We start from the raw sequence: 18,124 nt of genomic DNA, 5'->3' as shown, positions 1-18,124 counted from the left end.
CAGGAGGAGATCTGACGCCGTCAGCGCTCCGAGCGACGGGTACCCACACCCGGTTCGTCGTTGTGCACCGATTCATCGGCCACGGATGACTCCGACGACGGATCGACCCGCACCGCACCAGAGCCGCCGGAGTCCGCGCCGGCCCCTCCCGCAGGAGTGTCGGTCACCTGCCCGGGGTCATCGCCGTCGCGCTCCTCGATCAGTGCGGCGACGCCCTCGGCAGAAGGCGACGCCCCCTCGGGCGTGACGGTGTCATCGTTCTCGGTGCCGCTCATTCGGCGCCGTCTCTCAGATCCTGGGGTGCGTCGCCACTGTGCTGCGCGCCTTCGTCCTCGGGAGCGAGGTCGCCCTGGCCATCATCGCCCAGCTCAGCCTCGAGAGCGTCCTCGCCCTGCGTCTCCGGCTGATCGGTGTTCGTGGGGAATGTGCCGTCGGTGAAATCGTCGACCGGCGGGACGCCCGGCATGTTCGGCGGGAAGCTGTTGGCGAAAGCGTCGATGTTCGACATGGTGCCCTCCTCTGGTTTCGTCCGAATCACCATGATCCGCGCGAACCGCGGCGAGCGCAGGGCGGTTGACAGCTCCGCTCAAGGCGAGGAGGATTCCCGACCCGCCGATGCGTGGGTGAGCCCATGCAGACCGAGGACGCGCAGCACACCGGCGACCTGCACGTCGATCTCCGCCGTGGTCGGGGCGTCGGTGATGCCCAGGAGGCGACGACGATGCGGCTCTCCGAGGAGTGTGGTGAAGAGGAGTTCCGGCGACACCGCGGCATCCGACGGGAGGTGCGCGGCCAGGAAACCCTGGGCACGACGAGGCCCGTCGTCGTAGAACTCCGCAGCGAGGGACGGATGCTGGGCTGCAGCGCCGATGATCGCTCGCTGGATGCCGATCGCTTCGTCTCCGAGCAGCTGCACGAGAATCGCTCGGCATGCCGATGGCAGATCGGCCGTTCCTTCTCCGGCGTCGGCGAGGTACGGATGCTGTCGACGGATCGCCGCCCGCACAAGGCCTTCGCGGTCGCCGAACACGCCGTACAGGGTGCGCTTCGCCACGTGCGCCTCAGCGGCGACGCGATCGAAGGTCAGGGCGTCGAACCCCTCCGCGGTGAGCAGAGCGATCACCACGTCGACCACTCGCTCGTCCCGCGCGATGGCCTCGCCGGCGGAGGGCCGACCTCGTTTTCCTGTCATAGGGTTACTCTAGCAATAATGCTACGCAACCGTTTCATTAAAGGAGTCATCGTGACCGACCTCATCCACCACATCGCCATCCAGGACGACTGGGAGATGAGCCGAGCATTCGGCGAGTACGTCGTCTCGACCCGAGGCGTGCATCTCGACGACGCGGGGTTCATCCACGCCACGACCGCGGACCGACTCGACTCCGTGGTCGCCACCCGGTTCGGCGACCTCTCCCTCCCGCTCCTCGACATCGCGATCCGCCAGGAGGGGCTGGCTTCCGAGGGAATCGGCGTCGAGTGGCTGGACGGTCATCCCCGCATCCTCGGCGCTCTGCCGATGACGAGTGAGGTGGTCGCCTCGGAGACGCCGATCCCGCGCTGAGTCGCCCGCCGAGCGAGCGCCGCTGCGGCGAGCGCGGCAGCACTCGCCGCAGCGGCGCCGAGGTCCCCGTCGGCGCGATGGGCGCCGGCATCCTTCTGCTCATCGTCGGAGCAGTCCTGATGATGTCGCGTCGCCGTCGCACCGCCTGACTTCCTCGGCGGAGGGCGACTCGATGACTTCCGCAAGCGCCGGCAGCTCCCAGCATCCGGCTCTAGGCTCGCCGTCGTGGACGCCGAGATGACGGTCGTGGAGCGCCGGACGAAGCGCGTCGAGATCACTGCAGAGGTCATCACCCTGGTGATCGGGCTCGCGGCGGCCGCCGCCGCGATCTCGACTCTCTTTCCGGCGGTGCTGACGTGGATCCAGCACCTCCCCCTCGTCGTTCCCGGCCTCATGACAGTCGTGCAGGGCGCCGCCATCGCCCTGGCCGCGTTCGTCCGACGCAGCGACCTGGTCAAGGGAGGGCTCGCTGTCCTCCTCGTGGTCTGGGTGCCCTTTCTCGGGCAGGTCATCTGGTTCGGCCTGGTCATCCTGCTGTTCAGATTCAGCTGACCGAAGCGCCCCGCCGGGTGCGCTCCGTGAGAGCATCGATCTCAGGCCACAACTCGAGGGAGATCTCGGATGCTCGACACGACAGACAGCGTGAGGCTCGGCGGTTCGGGGCTCCAGATCTCGAAGGTGGTCCTCGGATGCATGAGCTTCGGCGCTCCGGACCGAGGGGCGCACGGGTGGTCGCTCGACGAGGAGACCAGTCGCCCGCTGATCAGGCAGGCGCTCGAGGCCGGGATCACCACGTTCGACACCGCTGACGTGTACTCCGACGGCACGAGCGAGGAGTTCATCGGCCGGGCGCTCGGCGACTTCGCCCGGCGCGACGAGATCGTGATCGCGACCAAGGTGCACGGGCGCATGGGACCGGGCGCGAACCAGGCGGGGCTCAGCCGTGCGCACATCCTGTCGGGTATCGATGCGAGCCTCAAGCGACTCGGAACCGACCACGTCGATCTGTACCAGATCCACCGCTGGGACCCTCAGACGCCGATCGAAGAGACGATGGAGGCGCTGAACGACGTCGTCCGCTCGGGCAAGGCCCGGTATATCGGTGCGTCGTCGATGTGGGCTTGGCAGTTCGCGAAGGCGCAGCACGCAGCCGACCGGAACGGCTGGGCGCGGTTCGTCTCGATGCAGGACCAGTACAACCTGCTGCAGCGTGAGGAGGAGCGCGAGATGCACCCCTTCTGCCTCGACTCGGGTGTCGGCGTGCTGCCGTGGTCGCCCCTGGCGCGAGGCAGGCTCACGCGCGACTGGGACGAGAAGACCGCGCGGACCGCGACGGATGCCTTCGGTGCGACTCTGTACCGCCGCGAGGAGGAGTCGAATCGCGCGATCGTGGATGCGGTCGCTCTCGTCGCCGAGGCGCGCGGCGTCTCCCGCGCGCAGATCGCACTCGCGTGGGTCGCGCAGCAGTCCGCCGTCACTGCACCGATCGTCGGCGCGACGAAGGCAAGTCACATCGACGATGCGGTCGCCGCCGTCGGCATCCATCTCGAGGATTCTGAGTTGGAGGCGCTGCAGGCCGCGTACACGCCTCGCGAGCCCGAAGGGTTCTGAGGCGCGGAAAGACCTTTACTCGATCTGGCCGATGGGCTCGCGCTTCTCGGCCTGGAACTGATCTTCGGCGCGGCCTCGAGCCCAGTAGGCCGAGATCGACAGTCGCTCTCGCGGAACATCGCGCTGCTTGAGCAGGGCACGGACCTCTTTGATCGTTCCCCGCTCACCGTGCGCGAAGACGCCCGGATGCCCGTCAGCCCACGGCAGGTCGGCGAGGACGGCGAGCAGCTCCTCGTCGGTCTCGGTCCAGCGCAGAGTCACGCCCGAGGGGACTCCGGGCAGGATGCGGTCCGCAGAGTCCGCCACCGTCAGGACGACGTGGCCGACCGCATCCGCGTGCATCGCCTCGATGGCCGACGAGATCGCGGGCAGAGCCGTGTGGTCGCCGATGAGCAGGTGCCACGGCAGCTCGGGCTCGGGGAGGTAGCCGCCGCCGGCACCGCTGACGACGATCGTGTCGCCCGGCTGCGCCTGTCGGGCCCAGGGCCCCGCGACACCCTCGTCGCCGTGCACCACGAAGTCGATGACGAGTCGGCGCTGCTCCGGGTCGGCCGAGCGGACCGTGTAGGTGCGCCGGGTGGGCAGCTTCTCGGGGCTCTCCTCGCGCAGCCGCGCCAGGTCGTACGGCGGGGTAAGCGCGTGGCTCGGGTCGGCGAAGAGGATCTTGACGTACTTGTCGGTGTAGACATTGTCGGTGAAGTCCTCGTACCCGTCGCCGCCTGCCGTGATCCGCACCAGGTCGGGGCTGATCTGCTCCACCTGCTCGACGGTGAGGACTGCTTGGCTGGGGGTTCGACGAGGCTGTTCCGGCATTGCGTCTCCTGAGATCACGAAAGGAAGTCCCCTCCAGTCTGCCCGCCGCGCAATGGAGTGGGGCCGAGGTTTCCGATCGATGCGCTGGACGTCGTTGAGCCGCCGCGATCCGCGTTGACGGAGCTCTCCACCCCGCACCTACTTTCAAGAGTCCAGGCGGCGATCGTCGCCACCGATCGGCATCCGGCTGATCGGGCGGACCAGTCGACCGCAAGGACTCCCGGAATGACCACCTCCGCAACCCTCCGCGCACTCAGCGGCGTCGCCGACCAGCCCGCGGACCTCGCGACCTCGACCGTCGTGCTCGTCGACTTCCAGAACACCTACACGCGCGGCGAAATGGAGCTCGAGGGCTGGGATGCTGCTCTCGACGCCGCGGCCGATCTGCTCGCCCAGGCCCGCGAATCAGGGGCGACGGTCATCCACGTGCAGCACGACGGCGGCGCCGGATCGGCGTACGACATCCGCGAGGACATCGGGGCGATCCATGAGCGCGTCGCTCCGATCGACGGCGAGGCCGTGGTCGTCAAGAAGGCACCGAACTCGTTCGTGGGCACCGAACTCGGCGACCTCGTCGACGCCGCGGGTCACGAAGACGTCGTGATCGCCGGGTTCATGACTCACATGTGCGTGACCTACACGACCGAGGGCGCGTTCCTGCGCGGCAACCGGCCCACCGTCGTCGCCGCGGCGACCGCCACCCGCAGCCTTCCGTCGGTCGCCGGAGACGTTCCCGCAGAGCAGCTGCACCGCGCGGCCCTCGCCGGCATCGCCGACCTCTACGCCACGGTCGTCCCCAATGTCGCCGATCTCGGGCGCTGATATCAGGCGCTGACAAGACGAACGGATGCGGTCACCGACCGCATCCGTTCGGATCAGCCTGTGCAGAGGTCGGTGTCGGCGCTGCGGTTGATGGCGTCGACCGGGCGTGACGGTGCCGGTGTGGCCTGCGGCTGGGACGTCAGGTTCTCGTAGTCGGCGCCGAGCAGGAGCTGCACGCCGTCGACGTCGCCGACCGTGACCGTCACGCCGATGCCGAGCTCGGTGGCGAGTGCCTGCGCCGTCGCCTGCGCCTCGGGGGTGTCGGCGGCGACGATCGTCGTGGCATCGACGGCCTCCGCATTGGCGAGTCCCGACACCGTGTATCCGTAGGCGGTGGCGTCTTCGGACACGCGTGATGCCAGACCGGCGACGCCCGCTCCGTTGAGGATCTCGACGGGCGCGGTGCGCACCGTCGCATCCGGTTCGACAGCATCCGTCGTGAGCACGACGGGAACGTCGTCGCTGAGAGCACGGAAGATGACGTCGGCATCTGCGGTGGGGACGACACGGTTGGCGTCCTCCGGGGCCTCGGTCGTGGGCATCGTCAAGAAGGTGACGCTGCTCATGGGGACGTTCGCGACCCGAGCGGCGAGGCCGGCGAGATCTGTCAGAGCGCCGAGACCGGGGTCGACCGTCATCGACGAGGTGGCGGCATCGAGGAACGCGTACAGACGATCGGGGCGCACCAGCACGTCCGACTTCGTCGCCTTCTGCACGATGGCCGAGAGCACCATCTGCTGGTGCCCGAGGCGTGCGACATCGCTGCCTTCGGCGAGCGCATGCCGAGTGCGGGCCAGCGCGAGCGCCTGGGTGCCGTCGATCGACTGCGCGCCGGCGGGCAGATCGAGCTGCGCGTGCCCGTCGGACAGGGCCTCCGGGAGGCATACGTCGATGCCGCCCATGGCGTCGACGACGCCGATGAAGCCTTCGAAGTCCATCTGCACGAAGTGATCGATCGTCACACCGGCGAGCTGCTCGACCGCCGCGACCGAGCAGGCAGGTCCGTACTCCAGCGCGGAGTTCAGCATCCCGTAGCCGCCGTCGTAGGACCCACGCCCGGTGTCCTCGCAGGCGGGCAGGTCGGCGAGTGTGTCGCGCGGCAGCTGCACCGCATCGATCCGCGAGCTGTCGCTCGAGATGTGCACGAGCACCATGGCGTCGCTGCGCTGACTGCCGTCATCCTCGCCGAAACTCCCCGATGCGAGCGCCCGGGTGTCGGACCCGAGCACGAGGATGTTCAGGTCTCCGGTCGCGAGTTCCGGCTCGCCGTCGCCGTCGTCGGAGCGCAACGGTGCGGTGCTGACGTTGCCCTGCAGCTGCGCGTAGGCGATCGCCCCGACGGCGACCAGGGCCACGACGATGAGCGCGCTGATCCAGCCGATCACCTTTCCACGCCGACGGCGAGGTCGGGTCGCCTCGGGGGAGTCGGGAGTGGGGTCCGGAGTCGAGTCGGTCGGGGGGAATTCTGGCCGTCGCACTGATTCACACCATCACGAGGGGGAGGTGATCTCAAAACGCAGCGCAGGATTCACAGGACCTGTGCGGGGTACTCCAAGGTCCGTTCAGCGGCGCGGCAGATCCCAGAGCGTGTAGCCGACGACCCCGGCCGGGATGAAGTCCATCGGCTCGGTGCGCTCGTTCTCCACTCCCGCGATGCGTCCGGTCGCCGCCGAAATCAGAACGGTGTCCTGATACGGCGAATCGTCATCGGACACTCGCAGCCCGACCACGGGGCGCCCTTCTCGATCCTTCGTCTCTCCGAGCACCGTCACCCCGCCGGCCTCGACGAGCATGTCGATGAGCACGGCATGCTGTTCGTCGGTCAGCGTCCAGAAGCTCAGCAGCTGCCCGATCGCCACGAGCAGCTGGCCGGAGGATGCCTCCTCCGGAGCGCCGAGCGATTCGAGCGCCGCCGCCAGCTGTGTCCTGTCGGCGCCGTCGAGTTCGAGCACGGCGGGAGGCGCGATGAACTCGCCGGGCGGAGTCGAGACCTCGCTGATCACCTCGCCCGGTTCGTAGGGGCTGTCTGCCACCCCTTCGGGGCGATCGTCGTCGTCCCAGAGGGACTCGCCGGCGATGACCACGCTCGACGAGCCTGCCTCGGGCGACCAGGTGAACGTCGCGTACTGCGGCACGACCTCGACGCTCTCTTCGGCCATGTCGATGCTCCAGCCCCACGAGAGCGTCTCGACGCGACTCTCCTGCTCGGGACCACCGGGGCGGGCGAGCTCGGCGTGCGCGTCGTCGACGACCTCGGCGAGCGGCTGCGCGTTCGAGTACAGCAGTGGAGGCGGCATCAGGGCGACCGCCTGCTGAGACGGAAGCAGGATGCTGGCGACGACGATCGTCACGATCACGAGGGAGGCGACGGCGGTGGTCGCGCCGGCCCATGCCCAGCTGCGGCGTCGTGCGCGGACGGGCGTCGCCGTGCCGCGGATGATGTTCTCGCGCAGGGCGATGTCCTTCGCGCGCAACGACGCGAACTCCTCCGGGGGCGCGGGGTTCCCGGCGCGGAACAGTCGGTCGAGATCGTCGTCGGAGATGCTCATCCGCCCACCTCCTTCGCCTCGAGTTGGCCGCGCAGCTTCTGTCGCGCGCGAGTGAGAGTCGTCCACACCGCCGCCTGACTGCAGCGGAGGACCTCAGAGACCTCGCCCGCGCTGAGACCGTCCCAATAGGTGAGGACGACGACCTGACGCTCTCGGGCGTTGAGGCTCTGGAGCGCCTGACGCAGAGCCAGCGCCTCCAGCGGATGCAGCTCCTCACTCGCCTGCATCCCTCGCGTCATCGCCTCGATCGCCCGGGTGCGGGACTGGCCTCGGCGCATCACGTCGCGCAGTTTGTTGTCAGCGACTCGGAGGAACCATCTCAGCCCCATCGGCTTCGCCGGATTCAGCTTTCTCCAGGCGACGACGAAGACCTCGGCCGCGATCTCGTCGACCTCGTCGGCGTTGTCGACGAAGCAGGCGACGTGCCGTCGCACTCGTGGCCAGTACTCGTCGAAGAGGGTGCGGTAGAGCACCTCTTTGCTCGGCGAGCCGCTCGTGGAGGTGCCTCTCACCGGCGCGGGAAGCTCCAGGTCGGGAAGATCGGATCCGGCATACGCGATGCGCAGGCTCTCCACCCCCCACAGCTGCAGCACCAGACCACCCATCTCTCTCATTGCCAGGCTATCGATCGCCTAGAGCGTGCAGAGCAGGCTGGTGGTGCCGGGCGGGACGTTCGCCGAGCCGTTCGCGACCGCCGTGCCGAGAAGGGAGCCGGAGGCGTTCTTGGCGTGCACCTTGCCCGAGATGCGTCCGTTGGCGATCGATGCCACCACGCGGAGAGCGGCGGTGCTGACGTTCGTGCAGACGGTGAAGGCGAGCTTCGTGCCGCTCAGTCCGCTGCCGGTGTAGGCGCAGAACGTGCCGGTGGCGCAGGAGCCGACGGATCGCGCCGCCGGCGATCCGGCGGTCAGCGTCATTCCGAGGGCCGGCCACACCGCGTGGCTGTCCGAGAGCGCGATGCCGCCCGGCACGGCCTCGAGGGCGTACTCGATGTCGGAGATCTCCGTGTCGTCGGGCGCCGAGGCGGATGCAGATGCCGCGGCCTGCGGGATCAGCAGCACGCAGACGGCCAGCGCGGCAACGGCGGCGAAGTGCCTCTTCATTGGTACCCCCTCCCACTTCGGGTGCGACGGCGCCTGTGGGGTGTGCCGCTCGGGTGGCGCGGCGCAGGATCCGAAGAATCAGTATCCGGCGCGGACGAACCGGTCATACCCGCGCGCGTATGCGGCTCGGGCGGATTCCTTACAGACTTTCTTCTGTCGATCATCATCTCCCTGATCGAGAGGGACTTGCCAAACCGGAAAGTGAAGGCTAGCTTTCCATTATGGAAAGTGAACGGGATGATCCTCTCGCCACCCTGGCCCGCCTCGATGAGGTGGCCACGACATACATCGACGCGCCCCGCGGTGAAGGCTTGTATCACGTGGCATTGGGTCTCGGAGCGGGGATCTTCATCGCCTCTCAGGGACTCCCCCAACCATGGGCGCTCCTCATCGCCGTGTCGTTCATCCTCGTCATGCCCGCGTTCATCGGTTGGTGGCGGCGAACTCACGGTTGGTGGGTCTCGGGCTACACGGACGGCGCGACCCGGTGGGTGACGGCACTGATGCTGGTGGCTCTCGTCGCGACCGGCTTCTGGTCGTATCTGAGCTCCGACATCTGGTCCAGCATCGCCGCCGGGCTGACCGCGTGGATTGCCGTCACCGCGTCGGGCTTCATCTGGATGCGCGTCTGGCGTCGCCGACTCCGGACGCAGGAGGCGATGTGAGCGGTCTCGATCCGGCCATCCACGCGGTCACTCGGCTCGAGCTGTGCGGACTGCTCGCGCCCGTCGACGACGCGGAGTTCTCATTCCTGCGTGAGCGACTCGGTGTCTCCGATTCCGTGCTCTCCAAGCACGCGAAGGCACTGGAAGAGATCGACTACCTCCGCATCGACAAGGTCACGAGGAACGCTCGTCAGCGCACTCTGCTGTCGCTCACACCCTCGGGGCGCCACGCCTTTCGGGAGCACGTCGCGGAACTTCGACGACTCGCATCGATCGCGGACGCATCGCACGAGGCCCACGACTGACTCTCGCTCCGGGAGAGACTGGAGCGATGAGCTCCACCGTGCGGCCCCGTGAAACCCTCATCGGACCGCGATGGCTGGCGGTCGCCGGCGCGATGACACTCGTCCTGCAAGTCGTCGTCACCGTGATCTCAGCGCCTGCCGTGATCGGCCGCGCAGATGAGGTCGGCGCGTGGACGATCGCTCTGCTCGTCGCGGGGTTCCTCCTCATCCTCTCCGCCGGCCTTCTGGGGATCACCCGACGCATCACGATCGCGGTGAGCGATACGCACATCGATGGCCGCCTGACGCCGTTCCGCGTCATCCACCTCCCACTCGCCGACGTCGATCTGGTCGAAGTGACCGAGGTCACAGTCGCCCAGGCGGGCGGCGTGGGCTGGCGCCTCGCAGGCTCCGAGCAGTTCCTGCTGTGGTCTGCAGGTGCTGCGGTCAGGGTGACCACGGTCGGCGGTCGCTCCCGCGTGCTCCGCACCGACCACCCCGAGGAGTTGAGGGCCGCCATCCTGAGCGCTTCGCGTGCGATGCGGGAGTGACTGGCCGAACTGCGCATCTTCTCGAACACGGAGGCCCTCACCTCTGGCAAGTCGAGGGCCTCCGCTATTCGCGCCTTGACCGCTACAGGGGGGTTGACGTCCCCGAATGGGTGGAGCTCAGTGTCATCGCCATGATCCACAGAGCGACGAACGCCACGATGGTCAACGCGAGAACGATGACCCCCGCGATGAGGATGCGACGCTCCACCGTGGATGGCCTTCGCATGAGACCGAAGACTGACGCTGCGAGGAGGGCAACACTGATGATGACCGTCCACGGAGTGAAGAACCCCGCCACGTACACGACTGCCCCCACGGCCAGAGGCCACCACTTGACGCCTTGTTCTGCTTCTACTGCGGACATTTGGCGATTCTCTCAGACCGTCTTGAGCGTCGCCTTGTAGCCGACGGGCGAGCCACTGTTCGTGGTGATGGTGTGCTGCTTGTTGAAGGTGACCGGAGATCCCTTGATGACGAAGCTGAGGTTGTGCACGACGTCGCACGTCCCACGGCCAGTGTTCGAGATGTACTGGGAAGCGTTGGTCGATCCGGACAGGCCGAATCCGGAGAACCAGCCCTTGCAGCTCAGAATGCTCGTCACGTTCGACGTGTTCGCGTTGTACTTGAACTCGTTCGTGAACGAACCGACGGTCACTCCGAGGAAGGTGCCATTCACGACGTCCTTCGCGAGGTACGACTTCACAGCCGCGCGAGCGGACACGCCTCCACCGTCAGCAACGGTCACGGATCGAACCGGCTCGCTGAACTGCACCAGCGAAGCTGGGTCAGTCTCGGCCTGAGCAAGGATCGCGTCCTGCTCGGTATTCGGGAGGGCATCGAAACGTGCTTCGATCTCCGCCTGGACGTCAAATGTCAGTCCCAACGCTTCGACGACCTCGATGAACGCTGCATCATTCCGCGGCGTCTCTTCGGCGTTCGCAGCGCCTGCACCTGAGAGGGAAAGAGCGGCGGCAACGACGACCGCTGCAGCAGCAGACAATTTATTCATAGGTACTCCTGTTCTCGTGTTCACCCGTCGGCGCTGCGTAAGCTCCGACTTCTGCGACGAGGGCCCACTGAGGACTCGCCGCAACGGCTTGTCACGCTAACCCCCACCCGAGAAGAGGCCTTGTCCCCCAAGAGGTGGACAAACTGGTGACCGCCGTCGAGGGAACATAGACACTTCGCGGCGGAGGCAGTATCCGCAGACCACGCTCAGGATCAGAAGACGGCGCATTTCCTGTAGCCAGCGTGTCCGGACGGGATTCGAAGCGCGCACCCGCGGCGACCAGCGGTCCGGGTCGCAGTCGGCCCAGAACGAAAATGGAACCGGCCCGCCAGTGCCGGACATCTCTCAATATGAGGTCCACTGATCTGGCTGCGTTGCGGGAGCAATGCGTCGCTCTCATCGACATCCATTACAAGAACCCCGAGGTCAGCCCGGCATGGCTCGCTCAGGGACTGTACGTGTCCAGACGACAATTGGACCGCGCCTTCAGCGGCGGGCACGGGGTGGCGGAAGTCCTCGGGCGTCGCCGCCTGAGCCAGGTCGTGGTTGTCGCCGCCCGCAATCCCTCGATCCCCATGTCTGTCGTCGCAGAACACTGCGGGTACGCGACATACGAGACGTTCCGGGCCCAGTGCCACCGCTATCTGCATCGCACTCCGCGAGAAGCGCGTCGTGACCATCGCCGAATCCTCGCCCTCTCCCTTGCCGCATAGCCAGGCTCACTTCCCTTCACGCCGCGTAGACTCGTCTCAGGTCAGGACATCGACCGTGACGTGTGAGGTGAGATCGTGTCGGAACCCGGCGGGCCGAGCGACGGCGAGCTCCTCTTTCGCCTCTCGCGCGGCGACGAACCGGCCTACCGGATGCTTCACGACCGACACCAGATGCCCGTTTTTCGGCTGTCACTCGTGCTCATGCACACCAGCTGGGACGCCGAAGAAGTCGCGGCGACCGCGTTCTTCGAACTCTGGCGACGGCGCGACAAAGTCCGCATCGTCGACGGATCCGTCCTGCCATGGCTCTTGGCGACCACCTCGTTCGCGGCGAAGAACAGTCTGCGCTCGCGCCGTCGGTATCAACGACTGCTGCACCGCATCCCCCACGACGAAGACGTTGCGGACCATGCAGACGAAGTCGCTCGCGCGATGGACTCTCTGAAGATCTCGGAGAGCGTGCGTGAGGCTCTGCGCCAGTTGAATCCTCGCGAAGCAAGTGTCGTGATCCTCTGCATCATTCATGAGCTTCCGCTCGCCGAAGCAGCAGTCGTTCTCGGCGTTCCGGAAGGAACCGTCAAATCGCGATTGTCGCGCGTGAAGGCGCGGCTTCGCGGCGACCTGCATGAGTATGCTCCGAGATCAGAGGAGGCGAACGCATGAGTGAGCGGATGCCGCATCACCGGGAGGTGCAAGACCTCCTCATCGAACAGATGCGCCGCGATCTCGCGCGCCCCAAGTGGTGGAAGACCGTCTGGGGTCGCGTCACAATCGCCGGCGGAATCCTGGTGGTGGCGGGGGCGGGCGTTGCCGCGGTCACCCTCCTCGACGAGCGCCCGGTCAGCGAGACCGGCGTCGTGCATTGCCTGGAAGGCCCGTATCGGAACCCCGACGGCACGCTGTCCGGTGCAGCGGCGAGTGTCGCCACACCGGACGGCGTCATCGCCATCGAGGATGCTGAAGCTCTGTGCACTCAGATGTGGGAAGGCGGGGCGTTCGCCGACAACGACGAACTCTCGGCCACCCCCACTCCGGGATCAGCGCCTTCTGAGTTCACGACCTGCGTCACCGACGAAGGTGAAGCCGCTGTCGTCCCCGGTCGAGTCGAGTGCTCGGTCCTCAGGCTTCATCCTTTCCAGGGGTAGGCAGGATCGTTCATCCCCACGTCCCTGCGGGGCGGTAGACGATGGACGAGGTCTTGCCTGCCAGTGCCCCCAGGGTCGCGCAGTAGGGCGTGCAGGTCAGCTTTCCGCCGATATAGCTGGTGCCGTCGTACTGTGTCGACCAGCAGTTGTTGAGTCCTTCGGCGGAGCGGACGTTGTTGTTCCAGCCCGACACGATGCTCGGGAACCCGAACGTCACGCCGTAGCACCCACTCCCCGCCCCGTAGTGTATGAGGGCGGCACCGGTCCGAGACGCGCCCGTCCATGCCGTCCCGACAGTGACGGTCGAGGCAGCTGCGACCGCTGAGCGTGCAGACACTCCTGCGGTTTGCAGCTGTTCGAGGTCACCGGGGGCGCCGTCCTCGATGAACTGCTCGGCCTCCTCTACCGAGTCGAAGCAGGACATGACGGTGGGGATGTCATCGGGGATGGGCTCACCGTCAGGAACAGCGATTCCTCCGACGGTGCATGCTGCGGGACCGTCGTCTGCTGCAGCCGCAACGGCAGACATGGGGGTGGCAAGTGAAAGCACGGCGACGAGTGCAGCGGATACGAACCAGGGGCGTGGGGACACGGGAAGCTCCTCCGATAGGGGTTGGATTCGCTTCGGTATGTCCAACCCGTGTTCGGGGGTTCCCGCGTCAGGGGAGAGAGCCGCGTGATCACGCGGATGTAGAGAGAAAAGCTGTCGCGATGTCTGCGAATCGCGGGGGCACCCCTCCACCTGTCGGGGACCGTTGATCCGGCCCAGCGCGCTGCTTCAGGAGAGAGGTGCGGGACGCAGTTGCTCGCTGTCGGTGAGACGACACCCGGGAGTCCTTGCTGGATGCCTTGGGCCTCGAGGGGACAAGAAAAAGGCCCGGCTTCACAAGTGAAACCGGGCCTTGATCGCAAACAGTGTCAGGTGATCTTCACAAACACACTCGCTGTGCGCGAGGGGGGACTTGAACCCCCACGTCCATAAGGACACTGGCACCTGAAGCCAGCGCGTCTACCATTCCGCCACTCGCGCGAGTCTGTCGGGCTCCGAAGAACTCAACTTCCCAAAGATATCACGCGTTTCACCCCATGAAGAAACCGAGGCCGCACCCGAGCATCCCTTCCCGAGGACTTCTGCCCCTGGGGAGGAGAATCTCCCCGGATTCCTCCTCCCCAGACCCCGATCTCCTCCCGAACGGCGCACGAATGGCGCCCCCACGACCACGGCGATACCCCGTTACGAGGCGCCCGCACCCTCCGCCACTCCCCCGGAATCTCGGGGTTCTCCCGCCCTGCGAGGGCGTTCACCCAGAACACCTGGCTACGATGTCCCTACCGGTCGGCATGCCAGAGGAGCCCAGTGGGACTACTTGACAGCTTTGAGAAGGGTCTCGAGCGCGCTGTGAACAGCGCCTTCGCGAAGACCTTCCGCAGCGGCATCCAGCCCGTGGAGATCGCTTCGGCCCTTCGGCGTGAAGCGGACACCAAAGCGGCTGTGGTGAGCAGGGACCGCATCATCGCGCCCAACAGCTTCGTCGTGCGCCTGAGCACCGACGATGCCGACCGCATGCTGAGCCTCGGCGGGGCCCTCACGGACGAGCTGCACGCACTCCTCACCACGCACGCGAAGTCGCAGGGCTACAGCTTCTCGGGTCCGCTCTCCATCAGCCTCGAGGGCGACGACAAGATCGCCACCGGCACGGTCAACGTCAGCTCGGGCACGGTCGAGGGCCGGGTCAACTGGCAGGCCGTGATCGACGTCGACGGACGTCGCCACTCGCTCACCCGCGCCCGCACGGTCATCGGCCGGGGCACGGATGCCGACATCACCATCGCGGATGCCGGCTCCAGCCGCAAGCACGTCGAAGTCCTCTGGGACGGCGAGCGCGCCATGATGCGCGACCTCGGCTCGACCAACGGCACCAAGGTGAACGGCGACAAGGTGCGCGAAGCCGCGCTCCCCACCGACACCACCATCACCATCGGACGCACCGATCTGGTGTTCCGCATCGTTCCCGTCGCCTCTCCGTCACGCCCGCCGCGGCCGCGTGACGACGACGCGACCCGTGCGTTCGGAGCCCTCTCGTGAGCACTCCCAGTGAACTCGTCCTCCTGCTGCTCCGCATCGGCTTCCTGCTGCTGCTGTGGTTCTTCGTGTTCGGAGTCGTCTACTCGCTCCGGGCCGACCTGTTCGGAATGAAGGTGCGTAAGCTCCCGGCCGAGGCCGCCGCGGCGACTCCGGCGTCCGCACCAGCACCGGCAGCCGCCCCCGCGGCATCCCGCCCCTCGTCGGCGAAGCCCAGCACCGGTCCCGCGACCGTCGCGACCGCCAAGCGGCTCGTGATCACCTCGGGCCCCAAGGCCGGGCTCGAGCTGCCGCTGGGCACCGACACCCTCACGATCGGCCGCTCGAGCGAATCCGCCCTCGTGATCCGCGACGACTACACCTCCAGCCACCACGCGCGCCTGCTGCTGCGCGGCGACAGCTGGGCCATCCAGGACCTCGACTCGACCAACGGCACGTTCGTCGCAGGTCAGCGGGTGACCGGCGGTCCGGTCGGTCTCGCTCTCGGCACCCCGATCAAGGTGGGCGCCACGACCTTCGAGCTGCGAGCCTGACCCCGGCATGGTCTTCGAAGGCTCGAGCGCCGCGATCTCCCACACCGGGAAGGTCCGCTCCAACAACCAGGACTCCGGGTACTCCGGCGCCAACCTCTTCGTCGTCGCCGACGGCATGGGCGGTCACGCCGGCGGTGACGTCGCCTCGAGCATCGCGATCCACCGGATGGAGCCGCTCGACCAGCCGTACACGTCGGTCGAAGACGCGCAGGCCTCGCTGCAGGCCGCGGCGACCACGGCTGCCGGCGATCTGATCCGCGCCGCGAAGGACCGCCCAGAGCTCGCAGGCCTCGGCACCACGCTGAGCGCGATCATCATGGTCGACGACTATGCGGTCATCGGCCACATCGGCGACTCGCGCATCTACCTCTACCGTGACGACGCGGTGACGCAGATCACGGCCGACCACACCTTCGTGCAGCGACTCGTCGACTCGGGGCGCATCACGCCCGAAGAGGCCCGCTACCACCCGCGCCGTTCGGTGCTCATGCGCGTGCTCAGCGACATGGATGCCGATCCTGAGCTCGACAACTTCGTCATGCACACCCAGCCGGGCGACCGCTGGCTGCTCTGCTCCGACGGTCTCTCGGGAGTCGTCGACGAGGCGCACATCCTCAAGGCGATGCGCATGGGCATGGCCCCGGGGCGCACGGCCGACAATTTGCTGAAGCAGGCTCTCGACGGCGGAGCACCCGACAACGTCACCATCGTCCTCGTCGAGGTCGGCGGCCAGCACGCCATGCACTCGGGCACGGCGACGATCGTCGGCTCGGCATCGAACCCCGCCAACGTCACGGTGCCTCCGGTGCGCGCGCCGCGCGGCAACTGGCTGCACCCGGTGCGTCAGGCCGCGAACGAACCCAGCCACTTCGAACCCGCTCCCGAGTACCTCGAGGAGCTCATCGAGGAGGATCGCCGGCGCGCCAAGCGTCGCCGCTTCGGATGGATCGCCGGGATGCTGGTCGTCCTCGCGATGCTCGCCTTCGCCGCTTTCGCCGCCTACAGCTGGACGCAGACCCGCTACTTCGTCGGCGCCGACGAGGACAGCGTCGTGATCTACCAGGGCGTGCAGCAGAACATCGGCCCGATCAGCCTGTCCACTCCGCTGCGCGACACCGACATCCTGCTCGCGAACCTGCCTCCGTACCAGCGCGATTCGGTCGAGCGCACGATCACCGCCCGTTCGTTCTCCGACGCCGAGGCGATCGTCGCCAGGCTGCAGGCCGGCGCAGACCGCGTCATCGGCGAGACCCCGCTGCCCACTCCCCTGCCGACTCCGACGGAGGACGCAGGATGAGCACCGACGTCACGGCCGACACCAGCGTCATCAAGGCGCTCAAGCGAATGCGGATGCCGCAGACGCAGCGCAACCGCGAGTTCTGGCTGCTCCTTTTCGCCGTCGTGATCAGCGGCGCATCCCTCACTCTCGTGCAACTCGGCGCACTGGGCCTGATCGACCCGATGATCCTCGCGATCGGCGGAGGCCTGGCCGTTCTCGCCTTCGCCGTCCACTTCGTGCTGCGGGCGGTCGCCTCGTCAGCCGACCCGTTCCTGCTGCCCATCGCGACCCTGCTCACGGGCCTCGGCATCGCGATGATCTACCGCATCGACATCGCGAAGTCCCTCACGGGCTGGAACGCCTACTCGACGAAGCAGCTCGCCTGGACGGCCATCTCGCTGGCCGGCGCGATCACCGTCGTGATCATGCTGCGCAACTACCGGGTGCTGTTCCGGTACACGTACATCTTCGGCCTCTCCGGCATCCTGCTGCTCCTGCTGCCGTTCGTGCCGGGGCTCCGCATCCCCGACGCGAACGCCGCGGTGTGGGTCTCGCTCGGCGGCATGTTCGCCTTCCAGCCTGGCGAGCTCGCGAAGATCTGCCTCGCGATCTTCTTCGCCGGTTACCTGGTGCGCACGCGCGAGAGCCTGACGTCTGTCGGCACGAAGTTCCTCGGCATCACCTGGCCGCGCATGCGCGAGCTCGGGCCGGTGCTCGTGGTGTGGGCGATCTCGCTCGGCATCATCGTGATCCAGCGCGACCTCGGCACCGGAACGCTCATCTTCGGCATGTTCGTCGCGATGCTCTACGTCGCCACCGGCAAGACCAGCTGGGTGCTCATCGGCCTGGGCCTCGTCGCCGCGGGCGTCGCGGTCGCGACCCAGATCCTCAGCTACGTGCAGGGCCGCTTCACGAACTGGCTCTTCCTCTTCGACCCCGACAAGGTCGACCCCGACGGCGCCGGATACCAGCCCATGCAGGGCCTGTTCGGCCTCGCGCACGGCGGTCTGCTCGGCACGGGCTGGGGTCAGGGCCGTCCGGCCGTCACGCCGCTCGCGCACAGCGACTACATCATCACCAGCCTCGGCGAGGAGATCGGCCTGATCGGGCTGTTCGCGATCCTCTGCCTGTACATGGTGTTCGTGAGCCGCGGCGTGCGCATCGGTCTCGCAGGGCAGGACGACTTCGGCAAGCTCCTCGCCACCGGCCTCTCGTTCACGATCGCGCTGCAGGTGTTCATCATGGTCGGCGGCGTGACGCGGGTCATCCCCCTCACCGGTCTGACGACGCCGTTCCTCGCCGCCGGCGGTTCCTCGCTCGTCGCCAACTGGCTGATCGTCGCGATCCTGCTGCGCATCTCCGACGGCGTCCGCAGCCAACCCAGGGCGGTGATCGGCTGA

The 18,124-nt window shown here is 67.3% G+C and carries 25 protein-coding genes and 1 tRNA gene; 14 read left to right on the top strand and 12 right to left on the bottom strand.

Going from position 1 to position 18,124, the window contains the following annotated elements:
* Window positions 1-20: 20 nt before the first annotated feature.
* The 3 genes from RQG77_RS16540 to RQG77_RS16530 all read right to left on the bottom strand — a co-directional run bounded on the left by RQG77_RS16540 (window position 21) and on the right by RQG77_RS16530 (window position 1,192).
* Complete coding sequence (locus tag RQG77_RS16540) at window positions 21-275, bottom strand: hypothetical protein (RefSeq protein ID WP_311245712.1); 255 nt, start codon at window positions 273-275, stop codon at window positions 21-23.
* On the bottom strand, window positions 272-508 hold the full coding sequence (locus RQG77_RS16535; RefSeq protein WP_311245711.1) for a hypothetical protein: 237 nt from the start codon (window positions 506-508) through the stop codon (window positions 272-274). The genes RQG77_RS16540 and RQG77_RS16535 overlap by 4 nt, the downstream gene beginning before the upstream one ends.
* Window positions 509-586: 78 nt before the next feature.
* Complete coding sequence (locus tag RQG77_RS16530; protein ID WP_311245710.1) at window positions 587-1,192, bottom strand: TetR/AcrR family transcriptional regulator; 606 nt, start codon at window positions 1,190-1,192, stop codon at window positions 587-589.
* A 51-nt stretch (window positions 1,193-1,243) separates the two neighbouring features.
* Between RQG77_RS16530 and RQG77_RS16525 the strand changes: the two genes are divergently transcribed.
* From RQG77_RS16525 to RQG77_RS16515, 3 genes are all read left to right on the top strand, one after another.
* Window positions 1,244-1,564 carry a DUF952 domain-containing protein gene (locus tag RQG77_RS16525; RefSeq protein WP_311245709.1) on the top strand — a complete coding sequence of 107 codons (321 nt, stop codon included), beginning with the start codon at window positions 1,244-1,246 and terminating at the stop codon, window positions 1,562-1,564.
* A 225-nt stretch (window positions 1,565-1,789) separates the two neighbouring features.
* Window positions 1,790-2,116: a hypothetical protein gene (locus RQG77_RS16520; RefSeq protein WP_157534268.1), complete on the top strand. Its 327-nt coding sequence runs from the start codon at window positions 1,790-1,792 to the stop codon at window positions 2,114-2,116.
* Between the two features lie 69 nt (window positions 2,117-2,185).
* Window positions 2,186-3,175 (top strand): aldo/keto reductase, encoded by a 990-nt coding sequence (locus tag RQG77_RS16515; protein ID WP_311245708.1) that lies wholly within the window; start codon window positions 2,186-2,188, stop codon window positions 3,173-3,175.
* A gap of 15 nt (window positions 3,176-3,190) precedes the next feature.
* On the opposite strand, the gene RQG77_RS16510 is transcribed toward RQG77_RS16515, so the two are convergent.
* Window positions 3,191-3,988, bottom strand: coding sequence for a siderophore-interacting protein (locus tag RQG77_RS16510; protein WP_311245707.1), 798 nt, complete (start codon window positions 3,986-3,988; stop codon window positions 3,191-3,193).
* Between the two features lie 225 nt (window positions 3,989-4,213).
* Between RQG77_RS16510 and RQG77_RS16505 the strand changes: the two genes are divergently transcribed.
* Window positions 4,214-4,810, top strand: a complete 597-nt coding sequence (locus RQG77_RS16505; RefSeq protein ID WP_311245706.1) for an isochorismatase family protein — start codon at window positions 4,214-4,216, stop codon at window positions 4,808-4,810.
* A 53-nt stretch (window positions 4,811-4,863) separates the two neighbouring features.
* Here the strand turns inward: RQG77_RS16505 and RQG77_RS16500 are convergent, their stop codons facing one another.
* From RQG77_RS16500 to RQG77_RS16485, 4 genes are all read right to left on the bottom strand, one after another.
* Window positions 4,864-6,195, bottom strand: coding sequence for an LCP family protein (locus RQG77_RS16500; protein WP_311245705.1), 1,332 nt, complete (start codon window positions 6,193-6,195; stop codon window positions 4,864-4,866).
* Window positions 6,196-6,372: 177 nt separating this feature from the next.
* Complete coding sequence (locus tag RQG77_RS16495) at window positions 6,373-7,359, bottom strand: hypothetical protein (protein ID WP_311245704.1); 987 nt, start codon at window positions 7,357-7,359, stop codon at window positions 6,373-6,375.
* Window positions 7,356-7,964 carry a sigma-70 family RNA polymerase sigma factor gene (locus tag RQG77_RS16490; protein ID WP_311245703.1) on the bottom strand — a complete coding sequence of 203 codons (609 nt, stop codon included), beginning with the start codon at window positions 7,962-7,964 and terminating at the stop codon, window positions 7,356-7,358. Before RQG77_RS16490 ends, RQG77_RS16495 begins: the two co-directional genes overlap by 4 nt.
* A 27-nt stretch (window positions 7,965-7,991) precedes the next feature.
* Window positions 7,992-8,462 carry a hypothetical protein gene (locus RQG77_RS16485; RefSeq protein WP_311245702.1) on the bottom strand — a complete coding sequence of 157 codons (471 nt, stop codon included), beginning with the start codon at window positions 8,460-8,462 and terminating at the stop codon, window positions 7,992-7,994.
* Window positions 8,463-8,683: 221 nt separating this feature from the next.
* Here RQG77_RS16485 and RQG77_RS16480 point away from each other — a divergent pair, with 221 nt between their 5' ends.
* The 3 genes from RQG77_RS16480 to RQG77_RS16470 are packed head-to-tail and all read left to right on the top strand — an operon-like array spanning window position 8,684 to window position 9,962.
* Window positions 8,684-9,127 (top strand): hypothetical protein, encoded by a 444-nt coding sequence (locus tag RQG77_RS16480; protein ID WP_311245701.1) that lies wholly within the window; start codon window positions 8,684-8,686, stop codon window positions 9,125-9,127.
* Window positions 9,124-9,432 carry a transcriptional regulator gene (locus RQG77_RS16475; protein ID WP_311245700.1) on the top strand — a complete coding sequence of 103 codons (309 nt, stop codon included), beginning with the start codon at window positions 9,124-9,126 and terminating at the stop codon, window positions 9,430-9,432. Before RQG77_RS16480 ends, RQG77_RS16475 begins: the two co-directional genes overlap by 4 nt.
* 26 nt (window positions 9,433-9,458) lie before the next feature.
* Window positions 9,459-9,962 carry a hypothetical protein gene (locus RQG77_RS16470; protein WP_311245699.1) on the top strand — a complete coding sequence of 168 codons (504 nt, stop codon included), beginning with the start codon at window positions 9,459-9,461 and terminating at the stop codon, window positions 9,960-9,962.
* 82 nt (window positions 9,963-10,044) lie between these two features.
* Here the strand turns inward: RQG77_RS16470 and RQG77_RS16465 are convergent, their stop codons facing one another.
* Together RQG77_RS16465 and RQG77_RS16460 are read right to left on the bottom strand one after the other, a co-directional pair.
* Window positions 10,045-10,326, bottom strand: a complete 282-nt coding sequence (locus tag RQG77_RS16465; protein WP_311245698.1) for a hypothetical protein — start codon at window positions 10,324-10,326, stop codon at window positions 10,045-10,047.
* 12 nt (window positions 10,327-10,338) lie between these two features.
* Window positions 10,339-10,707 (bottom strand): hypothetical protein, encoded by a 369-nt coding sequence (locus RQG77_RS16460; RefSeq protein ID WP_311245697.1) that lies wholly within the window; start codon window positions 10,705-10,707, stop codon window positions 10,339-10,341.
* A 614-nt stretch (window positions 10,708-11,321) separates the two neighbouring features.
* Here RQG77_RS16460 and RQG77_RS16455 point away from each other — a divergent pair.
* From RQG77_RS16455 to RQG77_RS16445, 3 genes are all read left to right on the top strand, one after another.
* Entirely contained in the window at window positions 11,322-11,684 is a 363-nt protein-coding gene (locus RQG77_RS16455) for a helix-turn-helix domain-containing protein (RefSeq protein WP_311245696.1), read from the top strand.
* Window positions 11,685-11,759: 75 nt separating this feature from the next.
* A complete protein-coding gene (locus RQG77_RS16450; protein ID WP_311245695.1) occupies window positions 11,760-12,347 on the top strand; it encodes an RNA polymerase sigma factor in 588 nt (195 codons plus the stop codon).
* Window positions 12,344-12,829 carry a hypothetical protein gene (locus RQG77_RS16445; RefSeq protein WP_311245694.1) on the top strand — a complete coding sequence of 162 codons (486 nt, stop codon included), beginning with the start codon at window positions 12,344-12,346 and terminating at the stop codon, window positions 12,827-12,829. The genes RQG77_RS16450 and RQG77_RS16445 overlap by 4 nt, the downstream gene beginning before the upstream one ends.
* Window positions 12,830-12,839: 10 nt before the next feature.
* On the opposite strand, the gene RQG77_RS16440 is transcribed toward RQG77_RS16445, so the two are convergent.
* Complete coding sequence (locus RQG77_RS16440; protein ID WP_311245693.1) at window positions 12,840-13,421, bottom strand: hypothetical protein; 582 nt, start codon at window positions 13,419-13,421, stop codon at window positions 12,840-12,842.
* A 355-nt stretch (window positions 13,422-13,776) separates the two neighbouring features.
* Window positions 13,777-13,859 (bottom strand) — tRNA-Leu (locus RQG77_RS16435).
* A gap of 327 nt (window positions 13,860-14,186) precedes the next feature.
* On the opposite strand from RQG77_RS16435, the gene RQG77_RS16430 reads away from it, so the two are divergent.
* Genes RQG77_RS16430 through RQG77_RS16415 form a run of 4 tightly spaced genes read left to right on the top strand, consistent with a single transcriptional unit; the run spans window position 14,187 to window position 18,124 of the window.
* Complete coding sequence (locus tag RQG77_RS16430; protein WP_311245692.1) at window positions 14,187-14,915, top strand: DUF3662 and FHA domain-containing protein; 729 nt, start codon at window positions 14,187-14,189, stop codon at window positions 14,913-14,915.
* Window positions 14,912-15,445 (top strand): FHA domain-containing protein, encoded by a 534-nt coding sequence (locus RQG77_RS16425; RefSeq protein ID WP_056310914.1) that lies wholly within the window; start codon window positions 14,912-14,914, stop codon window positions 15,443-15,445. Before RQG77_RS16430 ends, RQG77_RS16425 begins: the two co-directional genes overlap by 4 nt.
* A gap of 7 nt (window positions 15,446-15,452) precedes the next feature.
* Window positions 15,453-16,742 carry a PP2C family serine/threonine-protein phosphatase gene (locus RQG77_RS16420; RefSeq protein ID WP_056511501.1) on the top strand — a complete coding sequence of 430 codons (1,290 nt, stop codon included), beginning with the start codon at window positions 15,453-15,455 and terminating at the stop codon, window positions 16,740-16,742.
* The gene (locus tag RQG77_RS16415; RefSeq protein ID WP_311245691.1) at window positions 16,739-18,124 is read left to right on the top strand and encodes an FtsW/RodA/SpoVE family cell cycle protein; all 1,386 of its coding nucleotides are present in this window, start codon (window positions 16,739-16,741) and stop codon (window positions 18,122-18,124) included. The genes RQG77_RS16420 and RQG77_RS16415 overlap by 4 nt, the downstream gene beginning before the upstream one ends.

Source organism: Microbacterium sp. WCS2018Hpa-23, from assembly GCF_031843845.1.
GTDB lineage: Bacteria > Actinomycetota > Actinomycetes > Actinomycetales > Microbacteriaceae > Microbacterium.
This window is presented reverse-complemented; position numbering and strand designations above follow the sequence as displayed.

Bases quoted from the DNA above. Each gene is read 5' to 3' on its own strand.
- RQG77_RS16540 (WP_311245712.1), bottom strand. From the start codon at position 275: ATGAGCGGCACCGAGAACGATGACACCGTCACGCCCGAGGGGGCGTCG.
- RQG77_RS16535 (WP_311245711.1), bottom strand. From the start codon at position 508: ATGTCGAACATCGACGCTTTCGCCAACAGCTTCCCGCCGAACATGCCG.
- RQG77_RS16530 (WP_311245710.1), bottom strand. From the start codon at position 1,192: ATGACAGGAAAACGAGGTCGGCCCTCCGCCGGCGAGGCCATCGCGCGG.
- RQG77_RS16515 (WP_311245708.1), top strand. From the start codon at position 2,186: ATGCTCGACACGACAGACAGCGTGAGGCTCGGCGGTTCGGGGCTCCAG.
- RQG77_RS16510 (WP_311245707.1), bottom strand. From the start codon at position 3,988: ATGCCGGAACAGCCTCGTCGAACCCCCAGCCAAGCAGTCCTCACCGTC.
- RQG77_RS16505 (WP_311245706.1), top strand. From the start codon at position 4,214: ATGACCACCTCCGCAACCCTCCGCGCACTCAGCGGCGTCGCCGACCAG.
- RQG77_RS16495 (WP_311245704.1), bottom strand. From the start codon at position 7,359: ATGAGCATCTCCGACGACGATCTCGACCGACTGTTCCGCGCCGGGAAC.
- RQG77_RS16490 (WP_311245703.1), bottom strand. From the start codon at position 7,964: ATGGGTGGTCTGGTGCTGCAGCTGTGGGGGGTGGAGAGCCTGCGCATC.
- RQG77_RS16485 (WP_311245702.1), bottom strand. From the start codon at position 8,462: ATGAAGAGGCACTTCGCCGCCGTTGCCGCGCTGGCCGTCTGCGTGCTG.
- RQG77_RS16480 (WP_311245701.1), top strand. From the start codon at position 8,684: ATGGAAAGTGAACGGGATGATCCTCTCGCCACCCTGGCCCGCCTCGAT.
- RQG77_RS16470 (WP_311245699.1), top strand. From the start codon at position 9,459: ATGAGCTCCACCGTGCGGCCCCGTGAAACCCTCATCGGACCGCGATGG.
- RQG77_RS16465 (WP_311245698.1), bottom strand. From the start codon at position 10,326: ATGTCCGCAGTAGAAGCAGAACAAGGCGTCAAGTGGTGGCCTCTGGCC.
- RQG77_RS16455 (WP_311245696.1), top strand. From the start codon at position 11,322: ATGAGGTCCACTGATCTGGCTGCGTTGCGGGAGCAATGCGTCGCTCTC.
- RQG77_RS16445 (WP_311245694.1), top strand. From the start codon at position 12,344: ATGAGTGAGCGGATGCCGCATCACCGGGAGGTGCAAGACCTCCTCATC.
- RQG77_RS16420 (WP_056511501.1), top strand. From the start codon at position 15,453: ATGGTCTTCGAAGGCTCGAGCGCCGCGATCTCCCACACCGGGAAGGTC.
- RQG77_RS16415 (WP_311245691.1), top strand. From the start codon at position 16,739: ATGAGCACCGACGTCACGGCCGACACCAGCGTCATCAAGGCGCTCAAG.